The 20,716-nt window shown below is 42.2% G+C and carries 14 protein-coding genes; 3 read left to right on the top strand and 11 right to left on the bottom strand.

What is annotated here, in order from left to right:
• Together ABZB17_RS08435 and ABZB17_RS08430 are read left to right on the top strand one after the other, a co-directional pair.
• Window positions 1–288: nickel-responsive transcriptional regulator NikR (locus tag ABZB17_RS08435; RefSeq protein ID WP_372649371.1), on the top strand; the 288-nt coding region annotated here is incomplete at its 5' end.
• 58 nt (window positions 289–346) lie between these two features.
• Complete coding sequence (locus ABZB17_RS08430) at window positions 347–2,185, top strand: TonB-dependent receptor (protein ID WP_372649369.1); 1,839 nt, start codon at window positions 347–349, stop codon at window positions 2,183–2,185.
• 33 nt (window positions 2,186–2,218) lie between these two features.
• Here ABZB17_RS08430 and ABZB17_RS08425 read toward each other — a convergent pair whose 3' ends face one another.
• The 8 genes from ABZB17_RS08425 to topA all read right to left on the bottom strand — a co-directional run bounded on the left by ABZB17_RS08425 (window position 2,219) and on the right by topA (window position 13,151).
• Window positions 2,219–3,580 carry an SUMF1/EgtB/PvdO family nonheme iron enzyme gene (locus tag ABZB17_RS08425; RefSeq protein WP_372649367.1) on the bottom strand — a complete coding sequence of 454 codons (1,362 nt, stop codon included), beginning with the start codon at window positions 3,578–3,580 and terminating at the stop codon, window positions 2,219–2,221.
• 105 nt (window positions 3,581–3,685) lie between these two features.
• Complete coding sequence (gldN, locus tag ABZB17_RS08420; protein WP_372649365.1) at window positions 3,686–4,537, bottom strand: gliding motility protein GldN; 852 nt, start codon at window positions 4,535–4,537, stop codon at window positions 3,686–3,688.
• Between the two features lie 6 nt (window positions 4,538–4,543).
• Window positions 4,544–6,151, bottom strand: coding sequence for a gliding motility protein GldM (gldM, locus tag ABZB17_RS08415; protein ID WP_372649363.1), 1,608 nt, complete (start codon window positions 6,149–6,151; stop codon window positions 4,544–4,546).
• An 11-nt stretch (window positions 6,152–6,162) separates the two neighbouring features.
• Window positions 6,163–7,071, bottom strand: coding sequence for a gliding motility protein GldL (gene gldL, locus ABZB17_RS08410; protein WP_372649361.1), 909 nt, complete (start codon window positions 7,069–7,071; stop codon window positions 6,163–6,165).
• Between the two features lie 30 nt (window positions 7,072–7,101).
• A complete protein-coding gene (locus ABZB17_RS08405; protein ID WP_045025598.1) occupies window positions 7,102–8,448 on the bottom strand; it encodes an SUMF1/EgtB/PvdO family nonheme iron enzyme in 1,347 nt (448 codons plus the stop codon).
• A 111-nt stretch (window positions 8,449–8,559) separates the two neighbouring features.
• Window positions 8,560–9,495: a type IX secretion system membrane protein PorP/SprF gene (locus ABZB17_RS08400; protein ID WP_372649359.1), complete on the bottom strand. Its 936-nt coding sequence runs from the start codon at window positions 9,493–9,495 to the stop codon at window positions 8,560–8,562.
• A 117-nt stretch (window positions 9,496–9,612) separates the two neighbouring features.
• Window positions 9,613–10,764 carry an arginase family protein gene (locus ABZB17_RS08395; RefSeq protein WP_372649357.1) on the bottom strand — a complete coding sequence of 384 codons (1,152 nt, stop codon included), beginning with the start codon at window positions 10,762–10,764 and terminating at the stop codon, window positions 9,613–9,615.
• 53 nt (window positions 10,765–10,817) lie between these two features.
• Window positions 10,818–13,151: a type I DNA topoisomerase gene (gene topA, locus ABZB17_RS08390; protein ID WP_372649355.1), complete on the bottom strand. Its 2,334-nt coding sequence runs from the start codon at window positions 13,149–13,151 to the stop codon at window positions 10,818–10,820.
• Window positions 13,152–13,365: 214 nt separating this feature from the next.
• On the opposite strand from topA, the gene ABZB17_RS08385 reads away from it, so the two are divergent.
• Complete coding sequence (locus ABZB17_RS08385; protein ID WP_372649353.1) at window positions 13,366–15,744, top strand: penicillin-binding protein 1A; 2,379 nt, start codon at window positions 13,366–13,368, stop codon at window positions 15,742–15,744.
• Window positions 15,745–15,811: 67 nt separating this feature from the next.
• Here ABZB17_RS08385 and ABZB17_RS08380 read toward each other — a convergent pair whose 3' ends face one another.
• The 3 genes from ABZB17_RS08380 to ABZB17_RS08370 form a co-directional block, all read right to left on the bottom strand.
• The gene (locus ABZB17_RS08380) at window positions 15,812–16,321 is read right to left on the bottom strand and encodes a hypothetical protein (protein WP_372649351.1); all 510 of its coding nucleotides are present in this window, start codon (window positions 16,319–16,321) and stop codon (window positions 15,812–15,814) included.
• A 619-nt stretch (window positions 16,322–16,940) separates the two neighbouring features.
• Window positions 16,941–19,031, bottom strand: a complete 2,091-nt coding sequence (locus ABZB17_RS08375; RefSeq protein WP_372649350.1) for a M3 family metallopeptidase — start codon at window positions 19,029–19,031, stop codon at window positions 16,941–16,943.
• A gap of 329 nt (window positions 19,032–19,360) precedes the next feature.
• Window positions 19,361–19,948: a flavin reductase family protein gene (locus tag ABZB17_RS08370; protein WP_045025603.1), complete on the bottom strand. Its 588-nt coding sequence runs from the start codon at window positions 19,946–19,948 to the stop codon at window positions 19,361–19,363.
• Between the last annotated feature and the right edge of the window lie 768 nt (window positions 19,949–20,716).

Here is a 20,716-nt window from a genome sequence, read left to right as displayed (position 1 = left end):
GAGAAGAATCTGGTGGAAGAAAAGTGGAAGTGCGACAACATTGTGGCAGGTGCCGTTATTATCGTTTTCAACCACGAAAAAAAGGACATCTTAAAAAGGTCGGCTGATATTCAGTACGAACACAAAGCGTATATTCTTTCATCGCAGGGCTTTTATTTAAACAAGATGAATTACATGGAAATTATTGCAGTTAAGGGACCATCGCGAAAACTTACTGAAATTTCGGAACAACTCATCAGTCTGAAAGGAATTCAACACGGGAAACTGGTAATGAGCAAAGCCGAATAATTTTTTTGTCCAAAAAGTAACACGATTATATCAAGACGTAACACAATAAACGATTATAATGCGAATATTTATCCTCTGCTTTTTCATCCTATTCATCACTCAGGGAATTGCCAGTGCGCAAATGCATTTTGAAACCAACGACACCATAAAAATCAACGAAGTAGTGGTAACCGGTACGCAGGTTCAGGTAAACCGCAACAATGTCCCGATGGCTGTTTCGGTTGTTAACCGCACTCAGATTGAGCAAAGCGATGAGTCGGCACTGCTACCGATTTTAAATGGCCGCGTGCCGGGCTTGTTTGTTACCGAGCGTGGTGTAACCGGTTTTGGTGTGGCAGCCGGATCGGCAGGGCAGATTTCAATTCGCGGAATTGGCGGCAGTCCAACCACCGGCGTTTTAATGCTCATCGACGGGCACCCGCAGTTTATGGGAGTTATGGGGCATCCTCTTCCCGATTCGTATGTGGCTTCGGATGTTGAACGCGTGGAGGTAATTCGCGGACCTGCATCCATTCTGTACGGATCGAATGCAATGGGTGGTGTAATTAACATTATCACAAAAAAACAGGATACCGAAGGTGTTAACGGCAATGCCCGCATCTCGTACGGATCGTACAACACCCAGAAATACATGGGATCCGTGGGTTTCAAAAAGGATAAGTTTAGCGTATTTATTTCAGGAAATCATGACCAGACCGATGGCCACCGTGCCAATTCTGATTTTAAAATAACCAACGGATACCTGAAACTGGGTTACCAGATCAGCAAGCATTTTGATGCTGCGGCTGATTTTAGTGTGGCTGCTTTTGATGCATCTGATCCCGGTCCTGACACCTTGAATGCTTCGGCTGGAGAAACAATAGATATTTTGCGTGGTTACGGGTCGTTTTCGTTGCGAAATAACTTTGAAAAAGCATCAGGAGCACTGAAGCTTTTCTACAATTTTGGCGAACACGAAATCACTGATGGTTTCCATTCCAACGACCATAACTACGGATTAAACCTGTACGAAACTTTTCAGCTTTTTGAGGGAAACAAGCTTACCGCCGGATTTGACTTGATGAATTATGGAGGGGATGCTGAAAATACTTTTGCCATGGGTGGAAAGGGTCTGACCTTTGCTGACACTACCATTACCGAACTTGGCGCCTACCTGTTTTCACAACAAAACATTGGCGAAAAACTGATCATCAACGCTGGTCTTCGTTACCATAACCACAGCGAATATGGTTCGGTATGGATTCCATCGCTTGGGTTTGCCAATTCATTTTCGCCCTCTACCACATGGAAAGGAACCATTTCAAAAGGCTTTAGAAGCCCTACAATGCGCGAACTGTTTATGTGGGGGCCCAATCCCAATCTCGACCCGGAATCGATCTGGAATTACGAAACAGGCGTAATGCAAACCTTTTTCAATGGTACGATGCGAACTGAACTTACCGCCTTTTTGGTTAAAGGCGATAATCTGATTGTTAATACAGGTCAGCCAAACGGTTATCAGAATACCGGAGAGGTTTCAAACAAAGGAATCGAGTTCTCGCTGGATGCATCACCAACAAAAGCACTAACATTGAATGCAACATACAGTTATACCAATATGAAAAATCCGGTTTATGCTACGCCGGAACATCACCTGTTCCTAAATGCATCATACCGCATAAAGAAACTGCTGCTGGTAGCCAATATACAACATGTGTCGGGTTTGGATAACGATCCAACACCGGTTATCAACCTGGAAAGCTACAACTTAGTGAATGCCAAGGCAAGCTACAACCTTACAAAAAATGTAAAACTATATGTTAGCGGAGAAAATCTGTTGAGTACGGATTATGCGATAAACCGCTATTATACCATGCCAGAAGTTACCGTATTCGGCGGATTGAGTTTGATGTTCTGAAAAGAGAATTAGAGAAATACCTGAGAAGTAAGTTTATTCCTGAATACTCCGACGGCCACCCAAATCATCGCGGAAAGAGGTTCTTACGCACCGGAATCCGACATACGATTTTGCGGTGTCCTGGTACTCAAAAGTTCGCGTACCCGACTGTATGAAATAGGCAATGTCTTTCCACGATCCTCCCCGAACAACCTTTCGTTTCATTACGGCCGGGTCGTCGGGACGGGCATTGTACTGAATTTCCGGATTATAATCATCAATGGCTTCGTATCCTCCTTCAAAAAAAGCTGTTGATGTCCACTCGGCAACATTACCCGCCATATCGTAAACGCCGTAAGGATTAGGATCGAATAAACCCACTTTCATCGCTGTTGTGGTAGTCGGACTATCGGCAACATAATTTCCGCGCAATGGCTTAAAATTGGCCACAAAACACCCGTCAACACTTCGGGTGTAATAACTTCCCCACGGATACATTGTGTTGTGCATACCGCCGCGTGCTGCAATCTCCCACTCGCTTTCTGTCGGCAGGCGGTATTCGTGTGCCGGCGCTTCATCAGAACGGGTAAAGGCAAAATCCTGTAATTTATTACGCCAGTTACAAAATGCCCGTGCCTGATCCCATGTTACTCCAACAACCGGATAGTCATCAAATCCAACGTGCGAAAAATATTTAATTGTGAATGGCTCATTGTAAGTGTAGGCAAAATCTCTGATCCAACACAGCGTATCGGGATAAACAGGAGCCGATTCGTGCATTAAAAATGAACTGCGGTTTGCAATCGGTACTACCTCTCCATCTGAGTTTACAACAGAACCTTCATAACGTTGCGTTTCATAATTATAAGCGTTACTGCGTTTTGCGGCTTGTTTATAGTCTACCCAGTAATATTCGTAAACGAGCTTACGGGTATCAATTTCCTTTTTATAACCAAAACGTTCGTATTCCGGCAAATACAGTTCTTCCATGGCCATTTGATACTCCGGGTCGTCCCATTCAATTCGTTCTTCCCAGTTTATTTCCGGTTCTTCCAGCGGGGCACCGTATTTATCTTCTGTAATCAGGAAATCGGTGTAGGTTTGCCCGAGTAATTCGCGGGCTTTTTTATCGCGTACCCAATATACAAACTGCCGATACTCGTTATTGGTAATTTCAGTATCGTCAATCCAAAAAGCTTCCGTTGATACCGTTCGATTTGGTGTTATGGCGTATAGCTGATCATCGTTTGGCCCGAGGTTGTAGGCTCCTCTTGGCACATAAACCATTCCGTGAGGTGTTGGCTCAAACCATTTTTCACTTGTTCCTTTACCCAATTTAAGGTATTTGTTGCTTTCGTTCCTGCACGAAGCAAGCAAAAGCATCAGTAAGAACAAGTATGTTATGGTTTTTCTCATCAATAATTATTGGATGCTACATTTCTAAACGCCTTATTGATTTTAAAATTGTTTCAAAAAAAAGCCTTATGACAACATAAGGCTTTTTTTATGCTGATTAGCGCATTAATATTCCCAAAGATCTTGTTCGTAGTTAAAAATCTCGTCTTCAATTCGTTTTGATTCCAACATCGCTTCTTTTCCAACCAGGTATGAACTGATTTCGCGGTTGTTGTACATATTCGATTCCTGAACCACGTAACTGTTAAACATACGTTTTATGAATAGGTCGTCGAAAGATTGTTGACGAGCTTCGTTGTACGGATTTTGAACCACGTTGGTCGCCAGCAACGGACGTGCTTCAGGATAATAAATCCAAAACACTTTTTGACGCTGCGGTTGTCCTGATGTATCGCCTTCGCGCATGTATTCGCGAATTGGGCAGATACCAAGAATACGCACGTTTAAAGTAGATGTTTGTTTATCGAAATACCACTGTTCTTTAATCATGTATTGTTTGATTTCGGTTGGGCGAATTTCACCCTGAACCTGAACTTGAGTCCGTTCACCGGTATCAAAGTCAATTTTCTCCTCGGTGGTAGCTTCCGCACCAAACCTCGCTTTTACCTGTGCAAAGCTCATCGGAATTTTAAAGTCATCATCAGCCTGCGCGTCATACGGAGTAATCTGACCACTTTCAATTCCTTTAAGCAGCAAAGAGATCAGGTTTGTACGATCGGCAATGGGTATTGTCGGATAATAGAGCGGAATATTCATTTTCTCGCGCAAATCGATAACACGCCACAAGGTCTTCTGCCAGAAAACATCTGCCTCACGAACCGCAACCAACGGCATTGGTTTTTTCTCGTAAATATCGTTTTGTTTATAGGCTCCGTTTACAATTTGGGCATCGGCGCTTTTATGCATAATGCCTAACGCAAAAACAACCATTCCTATAAAAACAACTATCTTCTTCATAACTACCTATTTTACTTTGAAGGATATTGGGTCGAGATCACGGGTTGTACCATCATCTCCTAAGGCCTTAATATCTCCTATATAAACTATACTATTGATGTTCACATTCCTCAGCGCATTTTTTTGTTCCGCGGTAAAACGATTTGAATTTGACGGATAGCGGTTGGTGTATCCTCCGCTTGTTGTTTCCATTGTAAACTGAGTTACTTTGTACCCAAATTCGAAATCGAAATCTTCAAGTACCGCTAAAACGCCATCCTGAATCTGTAACGTTTCTTTACGGATATCCCCTCCCGACTGACCATTAATTTGTGCTACCGGATCGGGAACACGTTTCACGCGCCATTCGGTTGTACCTATCAAACGTCGGCTTCCATTAATTGTTGCGTAGACACTTACTTTAGTATTACGCCCCATTTCATCAAGATCAGTTGGTACCACTATATATGCATCACCTCGTTTGGTAACCTTTCCGTTGGTCATTTGAACTTCAAGATCTTCATTCGGGATGGCTCCTCCACCCACATCAAACGGGTTATCCAAACCTTTGTAGAACACGTTCATTTTGGTAGCCGACATGGTTACTGTTGGCTCCGACACCTGGTATTCCTGCTCAAAAGGATAGCTTTTAATAATTCCTCCCGGCGTTTTATATTTAATTAAACCGCTCCAGGTAAACTTACCTGCCTGGCTGGTATTACCAATGTAGGTTGCCTTGCCGTCTTTAACTTCAACCTCATTGCCATTGATCATGATAACAGGTTGTTGTGTGGTATCTTCAGCAGCAAGGAAAACTTCGGCTTTATATTCGTCGCCCATCAGTACTATATTCGAATTGGCAATAACGCGGGCTCCCAAACGGTTAAATTTAAATGAGCCTTCATCAATTTCAGCATACAAATATTTTGCTACCGATGCTTCAGAGTTTTTAACATCGATCTGAATTTTAGAAAGCAAGGTCATTACGGCAATTAACGGCTTATCCTCAAAATGCTCCGATTCCCATGTTTTGTAGTTGCCTTCTCCTTTCGAACCTTTTTCAGGGTCTGCAGTTTTAAGCTCGCTCATAATCAACTCGCGAAGTTCGCTGTCATCCTCACTCACCAAAGAAGAAAGAAACTTACGATATTGGACAATGGCATTTTTAAGATCGTTTGCTCTTTTCTGGGTGATCATTAACTCGGATGGTCCGTTCAGGTCATCTTTCTTGGCCACTTCAACAACCGTTCCGTCTAGTTTTGTATGGTAATAACCCTCTTCATTCATCGGGTTATCTTCATTTACCGGCTTCTCTCCGGAGTAAGCGACAACTTCGTCTTTTAATGTCGAAACGTAGTTTATCACTTCTTCCGATCTACTTTTTAGCTGATCCGCTTTATCTTTCCATTCCTGCACTTTGGTTGGATTTTCGATATAAGCCTGCTCAAACGATGAATAGATCTGTGCATTCTGCATGTCCACTGCCTCGAGCGTTTGCAATAAACTATTGTCTACCACACGAAATGCTTCAAGTACCTCAGACGCAACGTTAAGAGCTAACATTGCGGTAAGTACAATGTACATCAGATTTATCATTTTTTGCCTCGGTGTTTCCGGACAATACTTTGCACCCATACGCTAGGACTTTATTTTTTATAGCTCATTGCACCCAACATGTTGCCGTAAATGGTATTTAAGGCTTCAAGGTTTTTGTTGAGTGATTCAGCATTTTCTTTATACTTTTTCAATTCATCAACCGAAGAGGTCAGGATGTTGTTCATTTCAGCAAGATCCTGGTTAAATTTCTGATTTGCTTTGAATTGATCCTGAGTATCTTTCAGTTGGTTTTCGAAATTGCTATTCAGGCTATCTAAATTTTTATTAAGTCTTTCCAGGTTCCCAGAATATTGTTTTGAACTGCTTCCAATATTTTCCAATTCACCCGATATGATATCTGATGATTTTTGATAAACGGCAGAAAGATTTTTTCCGGTTTCAGAAAGTTGAGTAGCAGCAACAGAATAGGAATCGATTAAGGTATTCACTGAACTGTTGATCGATTCGTTTGCCTTGTTGTTAATTTGGGCAAATGAGTTCATTGATTCTGAAGCCGATCCCAGGTTTTTAACATACATATCGGTGGCAAGTGTAGCCGAAGATATGTCGCTGATTCCCTTGGCTGTATTACTTAATTCTGCTAATCCTTTTCCAACACGGTCCATTAGTTCCGGAGTAAGCTCCGAGCTTCCAAAAAGTGTTTCCAAACCATTACTTTTGTTGGTGGTTCTCAACTCTTTTACTTCCTCAAGCTCGTAGTCTTCGTTTAATTCCGGATATACCTTATCCCATTCAGGAATACTGATTGGAGGCTCAAATGCTGAGAGGAAAAATATAAATGCCTCTGTAAGCAAACCTACGGTTAATAACTCGCTGGAGCCTTTCCAGTGTTCAAGTTTGAACAAGGCACCAACCATAACGACTGCTGCCCCCCATCCATAAACATACCCCATGAATGTTTTCCAGCGCTTAGTTTTAAATAGTTCTCCCAGATTCATATCGTTTGGTATAAAGTTTTGTTTTAAATACTAAAATTCTTCGCCAAAAGTAGAGCGAACGCACCGGAAACCAACGTATGATTTCGTCGTATCCTGATATTCATAATTACGTGTAGAAACCTGCACAAACTGCGAGATATCTTTCCACGAACCACCTCTTATCACTTTACGTTTCATCACAGCTGGATCATCCTTGCGGGCATTGTATGTAAAGGTTGGATTTAAATCACTAAAGTAATTGTAACCGGCTTCGTCGTAAGCAGTGCTTGTCCACTCTGCAACGTTACCGGCCATATCGTATAATCCGTATTCATTCGGATCGTAACTTCCTACTTTTATGGTTGCAATTGAGCCATCTTCAACATAATTTCCGCGAAGTGGCTTAAAGTTGGCCAGGAATACCCCTTTTTCGTCGCGGGTATAATAACCTCCCCATGGGTACATCGAGAAATCCTTACCACCACGGGCAGCATATTCCCACTCTACTTCGGTTGGCAAACGGTAAGCCATTAATGTTGGCTCTCCTTTTTCCGACAAGTAATCCGTCTGAATTTTAGTACGCCAGTTACAGAATGCATTTACCTGTTTCCAGGTAACACCTACAACCGGATAGTCGTCGAATCCGGGATGCCAGAAATAGCGCGTTGCCAACGGCTCGTTATACGAATAGGTAAAGTCTCTGATCCAGCAAAGTGTATCAGGATAAACATGCACCTGATCCTGCATCATAAACGAAGAACGGTTCTCAATTGGAACCAGATCGCCATCCTCGTTGTAAACATTACCTTCGTAACGTTGTGTTTCGTAGTTAAAGCTGTTACTTCTTTTGGCTGCCTGATTGAGGTCAACCCACCAATATTCGTATACCAGTTTACGGGTATCTATTTCTTTTTTGCCAAAGAAACGTTCGTTTTCAGGCAAATAAAGGTCTTCCATTGCCATTTGCATATCAGGGTCTTCCCAATCAATCTTTTCATCCCAGTTTATCTGTGGAGGATCGATAATATTTCCCTTCCTGTCTTCAGTAATCATAAATTCAGGATACTGATCGCCTAACATTTGACGAGCCATCGATTCTTTTACCCATTCAACAAACTGTCGATATTCGTTATTGGTAATTTCGGTGTCGTCCATCCAAAATGGTTCTTGCGATACCGTTTTTGTTGGTACACCTGCCCTACTTGCGTCCTCATCGCTAGGCCCGATATTGAAACTTCCTCTGCGAACGTAAACCATTCCCAGGGGCTGGGTTTCTTTAAATCGCTGCCTTCTTTCTACTCCTGTCAGCTCTCCGTTTCCTCTCCCGCCACCACCAAAGCAGCCGGCAAAACTAAGTGCAATCAAGAATAAGGTTGCAATTGAAAGTAGTCTTTTCATAATGTGTCTTTTATACTTTACGAGCTCTGATTAGTCGTTAAAAATAAGTAGAAACAATGAAATATTAAAATATTAAATTCCGTTCCTTTTCTTATTTTCACTAAACATATTTTACAAAAATCTAATACTCTTGTATTTTTGGTTACGATTTCTCTCTAAATCAATCGAATAACTTACAAATACTTCATGCGAACCAAAACCAGTACGGCGCATTGCCGATGTTACAAAATCGAATGAATACCCGATTCGCATGCCATTAAACAGTTCCATACCAAGAAGCAGAGCCACTGCTTCCTGATGACGATAAGATAGACCGCCCCAAAATTTGTCGTTATAAACTATATTCGTGTTAATATCAAATTGTACAGATGCTAAATCTGTTTTTATTAAAAACGACGGCCACAATTCAAACAACGGATCAGCAAGTTTAATATTGTACCCGCCCATTAAATAATAATGTCTCGTTAAAAAATCAACAGCAACGTCATCGTATTTTATAGCGCCCTGATTAAGATGCATTGCCGAAAAACCTGCATAATAATTGTTTGTATAAAGAAAAGCTCCAAATCCGACATCAAAAGCAATTTGACTCGCTTCGCCTTTTGGAATGGAAGGATCTGAGTCGGGCGGTGTATACATACCACCTTGCGGAATTACCCATTCACCATTTACACTGTAATTAAACAGTCCGGGCGACAAGCCCAACCCCAGGGTTCCGATAGAAGTACTCACTCTATGTGCCAAACTCAATGTAACCCACGTGTTATCATAAAATCCCAACTTGTCGCTTAAAACGCTAATTCCAATCCCTTCTGTCCTATCAAACGCATTTACCGCAGCATCAGCACTAAAAACAAGCACTTTACCGCTCCCCGACCACTGGTACCTGTTAATCAATAAACCGGTTATGGCATCGCCGGTTCCGGCAAATCCGGGATTTACACCTAACTTATAATACATATTATTGGTGTATTGTGGATCTATTTGACCGTACGTAACCAGTGTAACCGACATTATGATGAACAAAAAAGATACAGCCTTTCTCATACTTCTCTTTTCATAGGGCAATTTAGCCTTTTCTCTGCTGCGGCAAAGAAACAATTTTTAGTTGTTTGTAACAATCAACTGTTAACAAGGTATGCAAAGAACGTTTATTAGAAGCTATTATTTTACTATTTCGTCGGTTTTTTGAACATATTTCAACCAAAGCTCAGGTATTTCGTTACTACTGGCCACCTCGTAATCTTTTTCTGAACAGGCAAAATATCTGGTTTCGTTGTTTATTGCCTGCACCTGAACCCACCATTGTGTGGTAGTGTCGTTTTTATAAAATACAAGCGGCGCCGGAAGCTCGGGTATTTCCACACTATATACCGAAAATCCATCACCCTGCTCCGGTTTTCGTCTGTCTCTGATAAGGTAGCCCTGAACAAAATACCAAACCAGCTGTGCGGCCAGGTTTAACGACAATTCTCCCGGCTCCTCGCCGATATTTAAACCAAACAAGCCAAATACTTTTAAACGGTTACTTGCCCCGGCGTACTTCATTAACTGGCAGGCTTCGTCGGCATACAAACCGTTAGGGAGATTCAGACTGTTGGGTGCTTCCGACGACTTTAACGCCGCCATATCAAAAGTTAAAAAGTCGCTGTTTCTAAGAACCGGCTCGGCATCGGCAATATTGTCACGCAGTTTCCCCAAGCGCAAATGCACTCCAATTCCTTTTGTTTTCTCGAAATAAACATCGGGAACGTAATGACTCTGATAAGCCAGCAAATTAAACTGAAACAGATCGGGAAGGGCTTTAAAAACCTGCGACAAGTAGTTTGTTGAGCTCAGCGACTCAACACCCTTTTTCACATCCAAAAAGGCATCGATAGCGCTAAACGAGAAAAAGGGATTCGACTGGAAAGCCTGACAAATGCCGTAGCTGTAATCCTGGCTTCCGCCAAATACAATAGTAACAATATCCAATTCGCTCAGGTAATCTACCACATCGCGCAGTGCCAGGTAATTTCCTTTGTGGCTGGTTGATGCTTTCAGGTTCCCCAAATCGATAATGTTAAGTTTCTCAACTCCGGCCAAACCGTAAAATGCTTTACGCAATTTGTCGGGCGTTGCCGTTCGTTTAAAATCATCGTGCTTGCTGTTAAACGGAACGCCAACAATAGCCAGCTCAATATTTTTCAAACGGCCTTCCTGCAATTTTACGGTATTCTTTTCAATGGTAGCACCCATTGAATATTTCCAGGCGAAAGGTACATCATCGACATACTGCGAAAAATCAACCGCATCGAAGTAGGGAAACAAATTCATTTTTTTTGCTTTTAAAAATAAAGGCAAATGATCAAATCATCTGCCTTTATTCTTTATTTTTTTCTACCGCGACGGCTTTTAGGTTCCGGAGCCGTCTCGATGATCTTCATACAATCTTCGAAAGTCAGCTCCTCTGCCTTAGTCGTTTTTGGTATTTTGTAATTTTTCTTTCCGTGCTTTATGTAAGGCCCCCACCTGCCGTTAAGCACCTGCAGCTCTGCATCTTCTTCAAATATTTTAACAACAGCATTACGGTCTTTTTCACGCTTGGCTTCAATCAGTTCAATGGCTCGGTCGAGTTGTACCGAATACGGATCGTCTTCTTTTCCGAGCGAAACAAATTTATTGTCGTGACGCACATACGGACCAAAACGACCGATGGCTACAGTTACCTTTTTGCCTTCGTATTCGCCTAATTCGCGTGGAAGTTTAAACAGATCGAGTGCTTCTTCCAGGGTAATTGTTTCGATATGCTGACCGGTTCGCAAGCTTGAAAACTGTGGTTTTTCAGCTCCTTCGTCCTGCGACACTTCTCCCAATTGAGCCAGGGGTCCGAAACGGCCAATCTTAACTGATACCTCTTTACCGGTCTTCGGGTCGATACCCAAAATACGTTCTCCTTTCGAGCGCTCCGCATTTTCAAGGGCGTGTTCCACTTTGCCATGAAACGGCTGATAAAACTTATCAATCATTTCATTCCAAACCATCTTCCCGTCAGCAATATCATCAAATTCCTTCTCAACATTTGCCGTAAAGTTGTAGTCCATAATCTCATCGAAATTGTCCATCAGGAAATCATTAACAACAATACCTATATCGGTTGGAAACAGCTTATTTTTTTCAGCTCCGGTGATCTCAGTCTTTTCTTCTTCTTTAATTTTTCCGTCTTTCAGGGTAAGAACAGTAAAGTTCCGTTCCACACCCGGACGCTCTTCTTTTACAACATAGTTTCGGTTTTGAACCGTTGTAATGGTTGGCGCATAAGTTGACGGACGACCAATTCCCAGCTCCTCCAAACGTTTTACCAGCGACGCTTCCGTATATCGTGGCGGCCTTTGCGAAAAACGTTGTGTCGAAACAACAGAAGTCATTTCAAGCGGCTCGTTAACATGCACCGGTGGAATTAAAGTCTGGCCATTTGCATTTGAATTTTCATCGTCGGTCGATTCAATATATACTTTAAGGAAACCATCAAAAACAATTACCTCGCCGGTTGCCTGAAATTTCTCTGTTGCATTCGACACATCAATGGTTACATTGGTACGCTCCAAAATAGCATCAGCCATTTGCGAAGCGATGGTACGTTTCCAGATCAATTCGTACAAACGTTGCTCCTGCGACGATCCGGGAACCGTTTGGTTTTCCATGTAGGTAGGACGAATGGCCTCGTGAGCTTCCTGTGCTCCTTTAGCTTTCGTTTTAAATTTTCTGATCTTCACATAATTTTCACCATGAAGTTCAGTGATTTTTTGTTTCGAAGTATTTAATGCCAGGCCCGACAAATTCACCGAGTCAGTACGCATGTAAGTGATTTTACCACTTTCGTACAAACGCTGTGCAACGGCCATGGTTTGCGATACTGAGAATCCCAGTTTTCTACTCGCTTCCTGTTGCAATGTTGAGGTTGTAAATGGTTGTGCCGGCGATCGTTTCCCCGGTTTTTTCACCACGTCGCTTACTTTAAACTCTGCTGTTTTACACTTTTCGAGGAAAGCGTTGGCCTCTTCGCGGGTTGTAAAACGTTTTGAAAGTTCTGCTTTTAATTCAGTAGTGTTTCCATCTTCATCGGGCACCAGGAAGTATCCGTTTACACGAAACCAGGTTTCCGTATTAAAATCGCGGATTTCGCGTTCGCGCTCAACAATTAAACGAACTGCAACCGACTGAACACGACCTGCACTTAACGATGGTTTTACTTTTTTCCACAAAACCGGCGATACTTCAAAACCCACAATACGGTCTAACACACGACGGGCTTGCTGTGCATTTACCAAATGCTCGTCGATATCACGCGGATTTTTAACGGCACGTGTAATGGCGTCCTTGGTTATTTCGTGAAAAACAATTCGTTTTATTTTATCATCTTTCAGCTTCAGCACCTCTTTCAGGTGCCAGGCAATAGCTTCTCCCTCGCGGTCTTCATCGGAAGCGAGCCAAACCGTTTCGGCCTCCTTTGCTAACTTTTTCAGTTCTGTTACTATTTTCTTCTTATCCGAAGAAACCTTGTATCTGGGCTGATAATTGTTCTCAATATCAATCCCGAAGTCTTTCTTTTCCAAGTCTCTAACGTGCCCCATACTTGAGGTTACCACGTAGTCTTTTCCAAGAAATCCTTCAATTGTTTTCGCCTTTGCAGGGGACTCGACTATAACCAGGTTTTTGTGCATATTCGTTCTAATCCGTTCTAAAAATTCTGCAAATTAAAGAAAATGATGAGCTAAGTTCAAAATTTAATGAGCTATTTTTTCATTTTCTATTTAATTGAAAATGACGATTTTATTTTTTAAAAAATAAAATATTCTCCAATTTCAAGGCGTTATTTACGTGGTTCCCATAACAGAATCGTATATATTTGTTGCCACATTAAAACGAGCGAAATTCATGAGCGAAACAAAAAAAAGCTTTAAAAAATACATCCTGATTTTCTGGTCGATCGTAGGCTTGGGTATCGTTTCCGTCTTTCTCCTTTTCTTTCTGATAGCCAAGGGCAATCTGGGTTTTATGCCAAGTTTTGAAGACCTCGAAAACCCACAAAATATTCTGGCATCGGAAATCTATTTTGAAGACGGACCGACCATTGATAAATATTTTAACCAGGAGAACCGTACTTACGTAAATTTCGAAAATTTACCACCACATTTGATAAATGCTTTGGTTGCCACAGAAGATGTTCGTTTTTACGATCATTCGGGAATTGATTTTCGTGGCCTGATTCGTGTATTTAAAGGAATTGTTACCGGCGATACCAGCTCGGGAGGTGGAAGTACCCTAAGCCAGCAGCTGGCAAAAATGCTTTTCCCACGCGATGGACTTTCCAGCAGCATGGAACTGGTAATGCGAAAATTTAAAGAATGGGTTATTGCCGTAAAACTGGAGCGCAGCTACACCAAGGAAGAGATTATTTTGATGTACCTGAACAAGTACGATTACCTGAACAACGCGGTTGGAATTCGTTCGGCAGCCGATGTTTATTTTAATACGCAACCCGATTCGCTGAAACTTCACCAGGCTGCCATGTTGGTAGGTATGGCCAAAAACTCTTCGCTATTTAATCCGGTTCGCCGCCCCGAAATGGTGTTACAACGCCGGAATGTGGTACTGAACCAAATGGAAAAATACGGCTACATTACTCCTGAAGTTGCCGACTCGGCGAAAAAAATGCCACTCGATCTGGAATATAAAAAGGTGGATTACAAACTTGGCCCGGCACCCTATTTCCGCGAATACCTGCGCTTAACGCTTACTGCCAAAAAACCGGAGCGCGAGAACTATGCCACGTGGCAGGAGCAGAAATATATTGAGGATTTGGATGAATGGAAAAACAATCCGCTGTACGGCTGGTGCAATAAAAACACCAAACCCGATGGAGAACCTTACGATATTTATGCCGATGGTTTAAAAATATACACCACACTCGACTCGCGCATGCAAAAATATGCGGTTCAGGCGGTTGAACAACATTTACGGTATGACTTGCAGCCTTTATTTGATGGCAGCCTGTCGGATTTGCGAAATCCACCGTTTGCCAATAACATGAGTGCGGAAGATGTTGACAACCTGCTGAACAACGAAATAAGAAAAAGCGAACGTTACCGTGTAATGAACCGGGCCGGAAAAAGCCTCAATGAAATAAAGAAGGAGTTTAACAAGCCCGTTGATATGACCGTTTTTAAATGGGGTGGCGCAGTGGATACTTTGATGACTCCGATGGATTCGATCAAATATTACCTGAAGTTTTTCCGCTCATCGTTTATGGCCATGGACACCGAATCGGGGAAAGTAAAAGCCTACGTTGGCGGCCCCAATTACCAGCATTTTATGTACGACATGGTAAAAGGCGGAAAACGCCAGGTTGGATCAACCGTAAAACCGTTTTTATACACGCTGGCCATGCAAAACGGATTAACGCCCTGCACCAAGGTTCCCAATGTTCCCCAACAATTTATACTTTGGGACGGAAGCATTTACGAACCAAAAGATTCGGATGTTGACCCGGAGACTGACGGAAAAATGGTAACGTTAAAGTGGGGACTGGCAAATTCTAAAAACCGTATTTCTGCCTGGGTTTTAAAGCAGTTTACTCCTGAGGCCGTGGTTGAGGTAATGAAACGACTGGGGATTTACAGCCCCATCGATCCGCAACCCTCTATGATTTACGGAACCTCTGATATTACCTTGTACGAAATGGTAGCGGCATTTAATACCTATGCCAATCTCGGGGTTTACATTAAACCATACTTTGTAACCCGTATCGAAGATCGCCATGGCAATGTTATTGCCCGCTTTGTTCCCGAACGCCAGGAGGCAATTGATGAGCAAACGGCTTACCTGATGCTAAACCTGCTGCAGGGAGTAATTGACCAGGGAACCGGAATCCGCTTACGTTTTTCGAACCTGTTTCGCGAAAGGGTGACTACCGACTATGGAAGTTTTAGCATGCCAATTGCCGGAAAAACAGGAACGACACAGAACCACTCTGATGGCTGGTTTATCGGCACAACACCAAAACTAACTGCCGGTGTGTGGACCGGTGCTGACTTACGAAGCATTCACTTTAGAACCATCGCATCCGGGCAGGGAGCCAATATGGCACTGCCAATCTGGGGTTATTTTTACAAGAAAGTTTTGGCCGATGAATCAATCGGTTACAAAGAAGACGAAATGGAATTTAAAAAACCTGCAGGCTTTAACATCAATCTCGATTGCGATGAACTGGAGAACAGGAGTTCGAATCCGGAAGAATTCGACGACTTCTTTTAGAAAGATATCTGGTCATACTCTCACTCAAAGTGAGGGTATGACCATATACCAACTAACTTTTTACATTTCAGTTACCTTTTTCAATACTTAAAAGGTATTCACTTTTCGGAGCATAATTAAAAATCAATTGATCTCCCTTGGCGCAGAGTTCAAATAATTCTTTATCAACGTTGAAATTTATACCGTCAACAACAAACTCAAATTTTTCAGTATAAGCCTTAGACACATTGCTGCCCAACGCAGAGGCATGATAAATAGTTGACTTTGATTTGTTCATCAAGGTTTTTATCACCTGAACTTTTTCATTGAATTGCAAATCGTGATAGTATCTATTACATATCAGAAAGTTAAGGAGCACTGAAGAACTCAACGTGCCGGTTGTAATTAAACCTGCTATTTTAAGATTCAATCCATTGGGATTCGTATCAAAGGATAACTCGTAAATCGTTACTCCAATAACTGTTGCAAGAACAAATACCAGCAACGATAAAATCAATCCCATTTTACATTGCTCTCTCAAATTCTTTCTATCGGTTTTTGTAAGGCTCCGGTGCATTTGTTTGTTTTTGGCTTTCATTGTTTGTATTGGTTAATGATATGCATAAAGATATAAATTTCGAATCTTTATCATAACTATAATTTTCTGCTACTGAGCACAATTACCACTAGTCGCCGTTTTTGAATGTTTCCATAAAAAAATCATAATTCCCTTGAATCACCAACAGTAATGAAAGTAAAGTCTGTTGACAGTATTTCATAAGAATCATTACAAAGAAGGCGCATAAAACGCCAATGCTTTGAACAACTTATTGATTGCGCCTTTGATACATTTCCGCATCTACCCCGGGTTTCACCCGAGGTTAGTCACATTTTATCCCGTTGGGATATTGAGCAGAATTACAAAGTTAAGACGAGTTTATTAAACAGCTATGTCGGAATTGCAAGCTTATCATGACGCTGGAAGCGTCGAATGCGAATAACCCGGTGCGTAGCGCCGGGATGAAAGAACCAAAGGATAATCGTCCGGTGAAGAAAGCAGATCGAAGCCAGATGGTTCTCCCGGACGAAACACAAACGGCAATACACTTAAAAAGATAGTGACTTTAAGAAAAAATGGCACCTCATTACGAGATGCCATTCTCAATATTATTTAGTGATAGGCTCACTTTGAGTGAGACCATCACGCTTTAAAAAGCTTACAATAATCCGCTGCGTTTTAGCAGTGCATCAACTTTTGGCTCCTGCCCGCGGAAACGTTTATAAAGTGTCATCGGATGCTCAGTTCCTCCTTTTTCCAAAATATTTTCGCGGAACGAAGCGGCCACATCTTTGTTGAACAGGCCTTTTTCTTTAAACACGCTAAATGCATCGGCATCCAGCACTTCGGCCCATTTGTAACCGTAATATCCGGCGGCATAACCTCCGGCAAACAAGTGCCCAAATTGTGTACTCATACAAACACCTTCGATTGCCGGAAAGATCTGCACTTTCTTCCACGCACTTTCTTCAAAATCCTTCACATCGCCTTCAAAAGACTTTTCAAGTGTATGCCAGGCCATATCCAAATAACCAAAACTCAACTGACGAACCGACAGGTAACCTGCAAGGTAATTTTGCGAATCAACAATCTTTTGTACCAGCTCGGCCGGAATTGGCTCACCGGTTTCGTAATGTTTTGCAAAACGATCGAGGAAGTCTTTTTCAACTGCCCAGTTTTCCATTATCTGCGATGGAAGCTCAACAAAGTCGCGGTAAACATTGGTTCCCGACAGGCTTGAATAAGTCGATTTTGCCAACATTCCGTGCAGCGCATGGCCAAATTCATGCATAAATGTCTCCACCTCGCTAAACGTTAACAAAGCCGGCTTACTTGAAGTTGGGCGGGTAAAGTTCATTACAATGGTTACATGCGGGCGCGAATCAACACCATTCTCCATCCATTGCCCTTTAAAATCGTTCATCCAGGCACCACCACGTTTTCCGGGGCGCGGGTGAAAATCGGTATAAAATACGGAAAGGAAAGTACCATCGGCATCAAACACCTCGTAGGCTGTAACCTCTTCGTTATAAACCGGAATATCTTTGTTCTCTTTAAACGTTACGCCAAAAAGTTCGGTGGCCAGGCCAAAAACGCCGTCAACAACGCTACTTAACTCAAAGTACGGCTTCAGCATTTCGTCGTTCAGATCGAATTTTTCCACCTTAAGTTTTTCGCTGTAGTAGCTCCAGTCCCAAGGCATTAAATCGCCTTCAAAACCATTCTTGCGGGCATACGTTTCAATCTCATCTTTTTCCTCTTTTGCCACTTTGTACGATGCCTCATACAAATCGTTGAGCAAGCCGTAAACGCCATCGGCATTCATTGCCATTCGGCGCTCCAAAACGTAATCGGCGTAGTTTTTATACCCCAGTAGTTTTGCCATTTCCAGGCGTAACTCCACAATACGTTTTACATTTTCCTGGTTATCCAGCTCATCTCCTTTAAACGATTTCGAGCCATATGCCATATACAACTCTTTGCGCAAATCGCGGTTATCGGCATATTGCAATACGGGCAGGTAGCTTGGCATCGAAATATCGAAAGTCCAACCTTCCTGATCTTTTGCTTTTGCCTTTCCGGCAGCTGCTTCCAAAGCGCCTTCCGGTAATCCGGCCAGCTTGCTTTTGTCGGTAATGTTTAACTCGTACTTATTGGTTTCTTTTAGTACGTTCTCGCCAAAATCGAGGCTTAACTTCGACAGTTCGGTGCTGTATTCGCGAAACTTTTCTTTATCGGCATCCGACAAATTTGCACCACTGCGCACGAAACCAATGTAGTTATTCTCCAGAAGCGTTTGTTGCTCGGTGGTTAAATCCAACTCGTCTTTTTTGTTATACACGGCTTTAACGCGCTCAAAAAGCAAGGGATCTAACGAAATATCGTTCTGAAATGCGGTTAGCATTGGTGATACTTCTTGTGCAATGCTCTGCAATTCGTCGTTGGTTTCCGAACTCAGCAGGTTAAAAAATACACCCGATGTACGTGTTAACAAACGACCAACCTCGTCTAAAGCAACGATGGTGTTTTCGAATGTTGGCGCCTCCTGATTATTTTTGATTTTCTCTACGTCGGCCTTGCCTTGTTTTATTCCTTCCTCGAAAGCCGGCATAAAATGCTCGTTTTTGATTTTATCGAAAGGTGCCGCATTGTGCGGTGTATTAAAATCTTCGAGTAATGGATTTGTTTGTGCTGTTACCATTCCTAAATTCATTAAAAAGATTGATGCTAATAAATAGATACTCTTCATTTTTCTCACAATTAAATATTATTCTGACTAGTCTTCAGAAAGTTTAAAGGATTACAAAAAAAGAGCGGAAATTGTTTAAAAAGAATGATTTATTTCATTTAGCGAGTGAACGACAAGCTTCCGTTTTTTATCAAAATCCTGCTTATACTTCACCCGTATTACTATCGGAAAACTTTATTTCTTCAATCTCAACCTTAGTAGCAATCAGATTGAAATAATAACCCGAACCTTATTTCTTTAACAATAGTTTTCTCATTCAATTAGGTTAATAAGGTTTTGTTCCTGCTACATTCGTTACTACAAAGGTTTTTCTCAGAATAAGGTTTATTTTACTTATTTCGTTTCTTTTTCGTTTTTTTCTTCTCAACCGACCAGCCAAACTTGCCAATACGTTTTCCCATGCCGAAATAGTGTCCATGGCTATACACCAAAGGATTTGCCTTGGAGAAACTGAAAGCCTGTTCTTCATTCATATAAGTATCGTCGACCGAAACGCTTACCACTTCGGAAATAAACATGTGGTGCGAGCCCAGCTCAACAATATCTTTTACACGGCACTCGATGTTTACCGGCGACTCCTCGATAATGGGCGCTTTTACCATTTTGGCGGGCGCAGGTGTCAGGTTCATCTCCTTCCATTTGTTGTACTTACGGCCCGATCGACAGCCACACCAGTCGGTTGCTTTTGCCAGCTTTTCGGTGGTGAGGTTGATAACAAATTCGCCGGTGCGTTTAATAATGTCGTATGAATGGCGCCCCGGACGAACTGAAATATAACACATGGGCGGATCGCTGTTAATGGTGCCGGTCCAGGCGATGGTTATAATGTTATATTCTTCAGGATTTTCGCCACAACTTACCATTACTGCGGGCAGGGGATAAACAATTGTTCCGGGTTTCCAGTACGTTCGTGCCATATTCTTTTGTTTTTCTAGTTTCATTCAAAGATAGGAAATACAGGGCTTCTGCAATACTCTCCCCTCATTTTCATTGATCGTACTGAGTACGATGCTTCCCTCACAAGGTTTTCTTCAATCGTACTAAGTACGATGCTTCGCCCACAGAGTTTTCTTTAATCGTACTGAGTACGACGCTTCACCAACAGAGTTTTCTTCAATCGTACTGAGTACGATGCTTCACCAACAGGGTTTTCTTCAATCGTACTGAGTACGATGCTTCACCAACAGAGTTTTCTTCAATCGTACTGAGTACGATGCTTTGCCCACAGAGTTTTCTTTAATCGTACTGAGTACGTTACTTTCGATTTATTTCGTCCGGTGCCGCCAACCATTTCTATCCAACTTTCTTCGCCGGACGATTTACACCTTTATTCTATTTCCCGGCGCTTCCTGACTCCGTCAGTCGCACCGGGCTATTGACTGTCGCCCCTTTGGGGCTCTTAATAAAAGCGCTGAAAGTGCGTTGTATTTTAGCCCGGGGCAAAGTAATTCTTTGAATTGCGTCGCCCCGGGTAAATGGATGATATGTAAATCGTCCGGCGAAGAAAGCCGTTCAAGGCTGTTGGTTTTTCCGCACGAAAATTAAACAGCCCCATCTAAAAGCTGTCTATAAATTTGAAATTGACTAAAAAAAAGATCCGACCTATAAAAGATCGGATCCTTTTCCACTATATAATACTATAAACATTAATCCTCAGGATCTTTCCAGTCGCCATTCTCGCGAAT

The sequence above is a fragment of the Draconibacterium sp. genome (genome assembly GCF_041583095.1).
In the GTDB taxonomy this organism is placed as follows: Bacteria; Bacteroidota; Bacteroidia; order Bacteroidales; family Prolixibacteraceae; genus Draconibacterium.
Note: the sequence above shows the minus strand (reverse complement) of the source record. Positions and strands in the feature narration are given on the sequence as shown.

Bases quoted from the DNA above. Each gene is read 5' to 3' on its own strand.
- ABZB17_RS08430 (WP_372649369.1), top strand. From the start codon at position 347: ATGCGAATATTTATCCTCTGCTTTTTCATCCTATTCATCACTCAGGGA.
- ABZB17_RS08425 (WP_372649367.1), bottom strand. From the start codon at position 3,580: ATGAGAAAAACCATAACATACTTGTTCTTACTGATGCTTTTGCTTGCT.
- gldN (WP_372649365.1), bottom strand. From the start codon at position 4,537: ATGAAGAAGATAGTTGTTTTTATAGGAATGGTTGTTTTTGCGTTAGGC.
- gldM (WP_372649363.1), bottom strand. From the start codon at position 6,151: ATGGGTGCAAAGTATTGTCCGGAAACACCGAGGCAAAAAATGATAAAT.
- gldL (WP_372649361.1), bottom strand. From the start codon at position 7,071: ATGAATCTGGGAGAACTATTTAAAACTAAGCGCTGGAAAACATTCATG.
- ABZB17_RS08405 (WP_045025598.1), bottom strand. From the start codon at position 8,448: ATGAAAAGACTACTTTCAATTGCAACCTTATTCTTGATTGCACTTAGT.
- ABZB17_RS08400 (WP_372649359.1), bottom strand. From the start codon at position 9,495: ATGAGAAAGGCTGTATCTTTTTTGTTCATCATAATGTCGGTTACACTG.
- ABZB17_RS08395 (WP_372649357.1), bottom strand. From the start codon at position 10,764: ATGAATTTGTTTCCCTACTTCGATGCGGTTGATTTTTCGCAGTATGTC.
- topA (WP_372649355.1), bottom strand. From the start codon at position 13,151: ATGCACAAAAACCTGGTTATAGTCGAGTCCCCTGCAAAGGCGAAAACA.
- ABZB17_RS08385 (WP_372649353.1), top strand. From the start codon at position 13,366: ATGAGCGAAACAAAAAAAAGCTTTAAAAAATACATCCTGATTTTCTGG.
- ABZB17_RS08380 (WP_372649351.1), bottom strand. From the start codon at position 16,321: ATGAAAGCCAAAAACAAACAAATGCACCGGAGCCTTACAAAAACCGAT.
- ABZB17_RS08375 (WP_372649350.1), bottom strand. From the start codon at position 19,031: ATGAAGAGTATCTATTTATTAGCATCAATCTTTTTAATGAATTTAGGA.
- ABZB17_RS08370 (WP_045025603.1), bottom strand. From the start codon at position 19,948: ATGGCACGAACGTACTGGAAACCCGGAACAATTGTTTATCCCCTGCCC.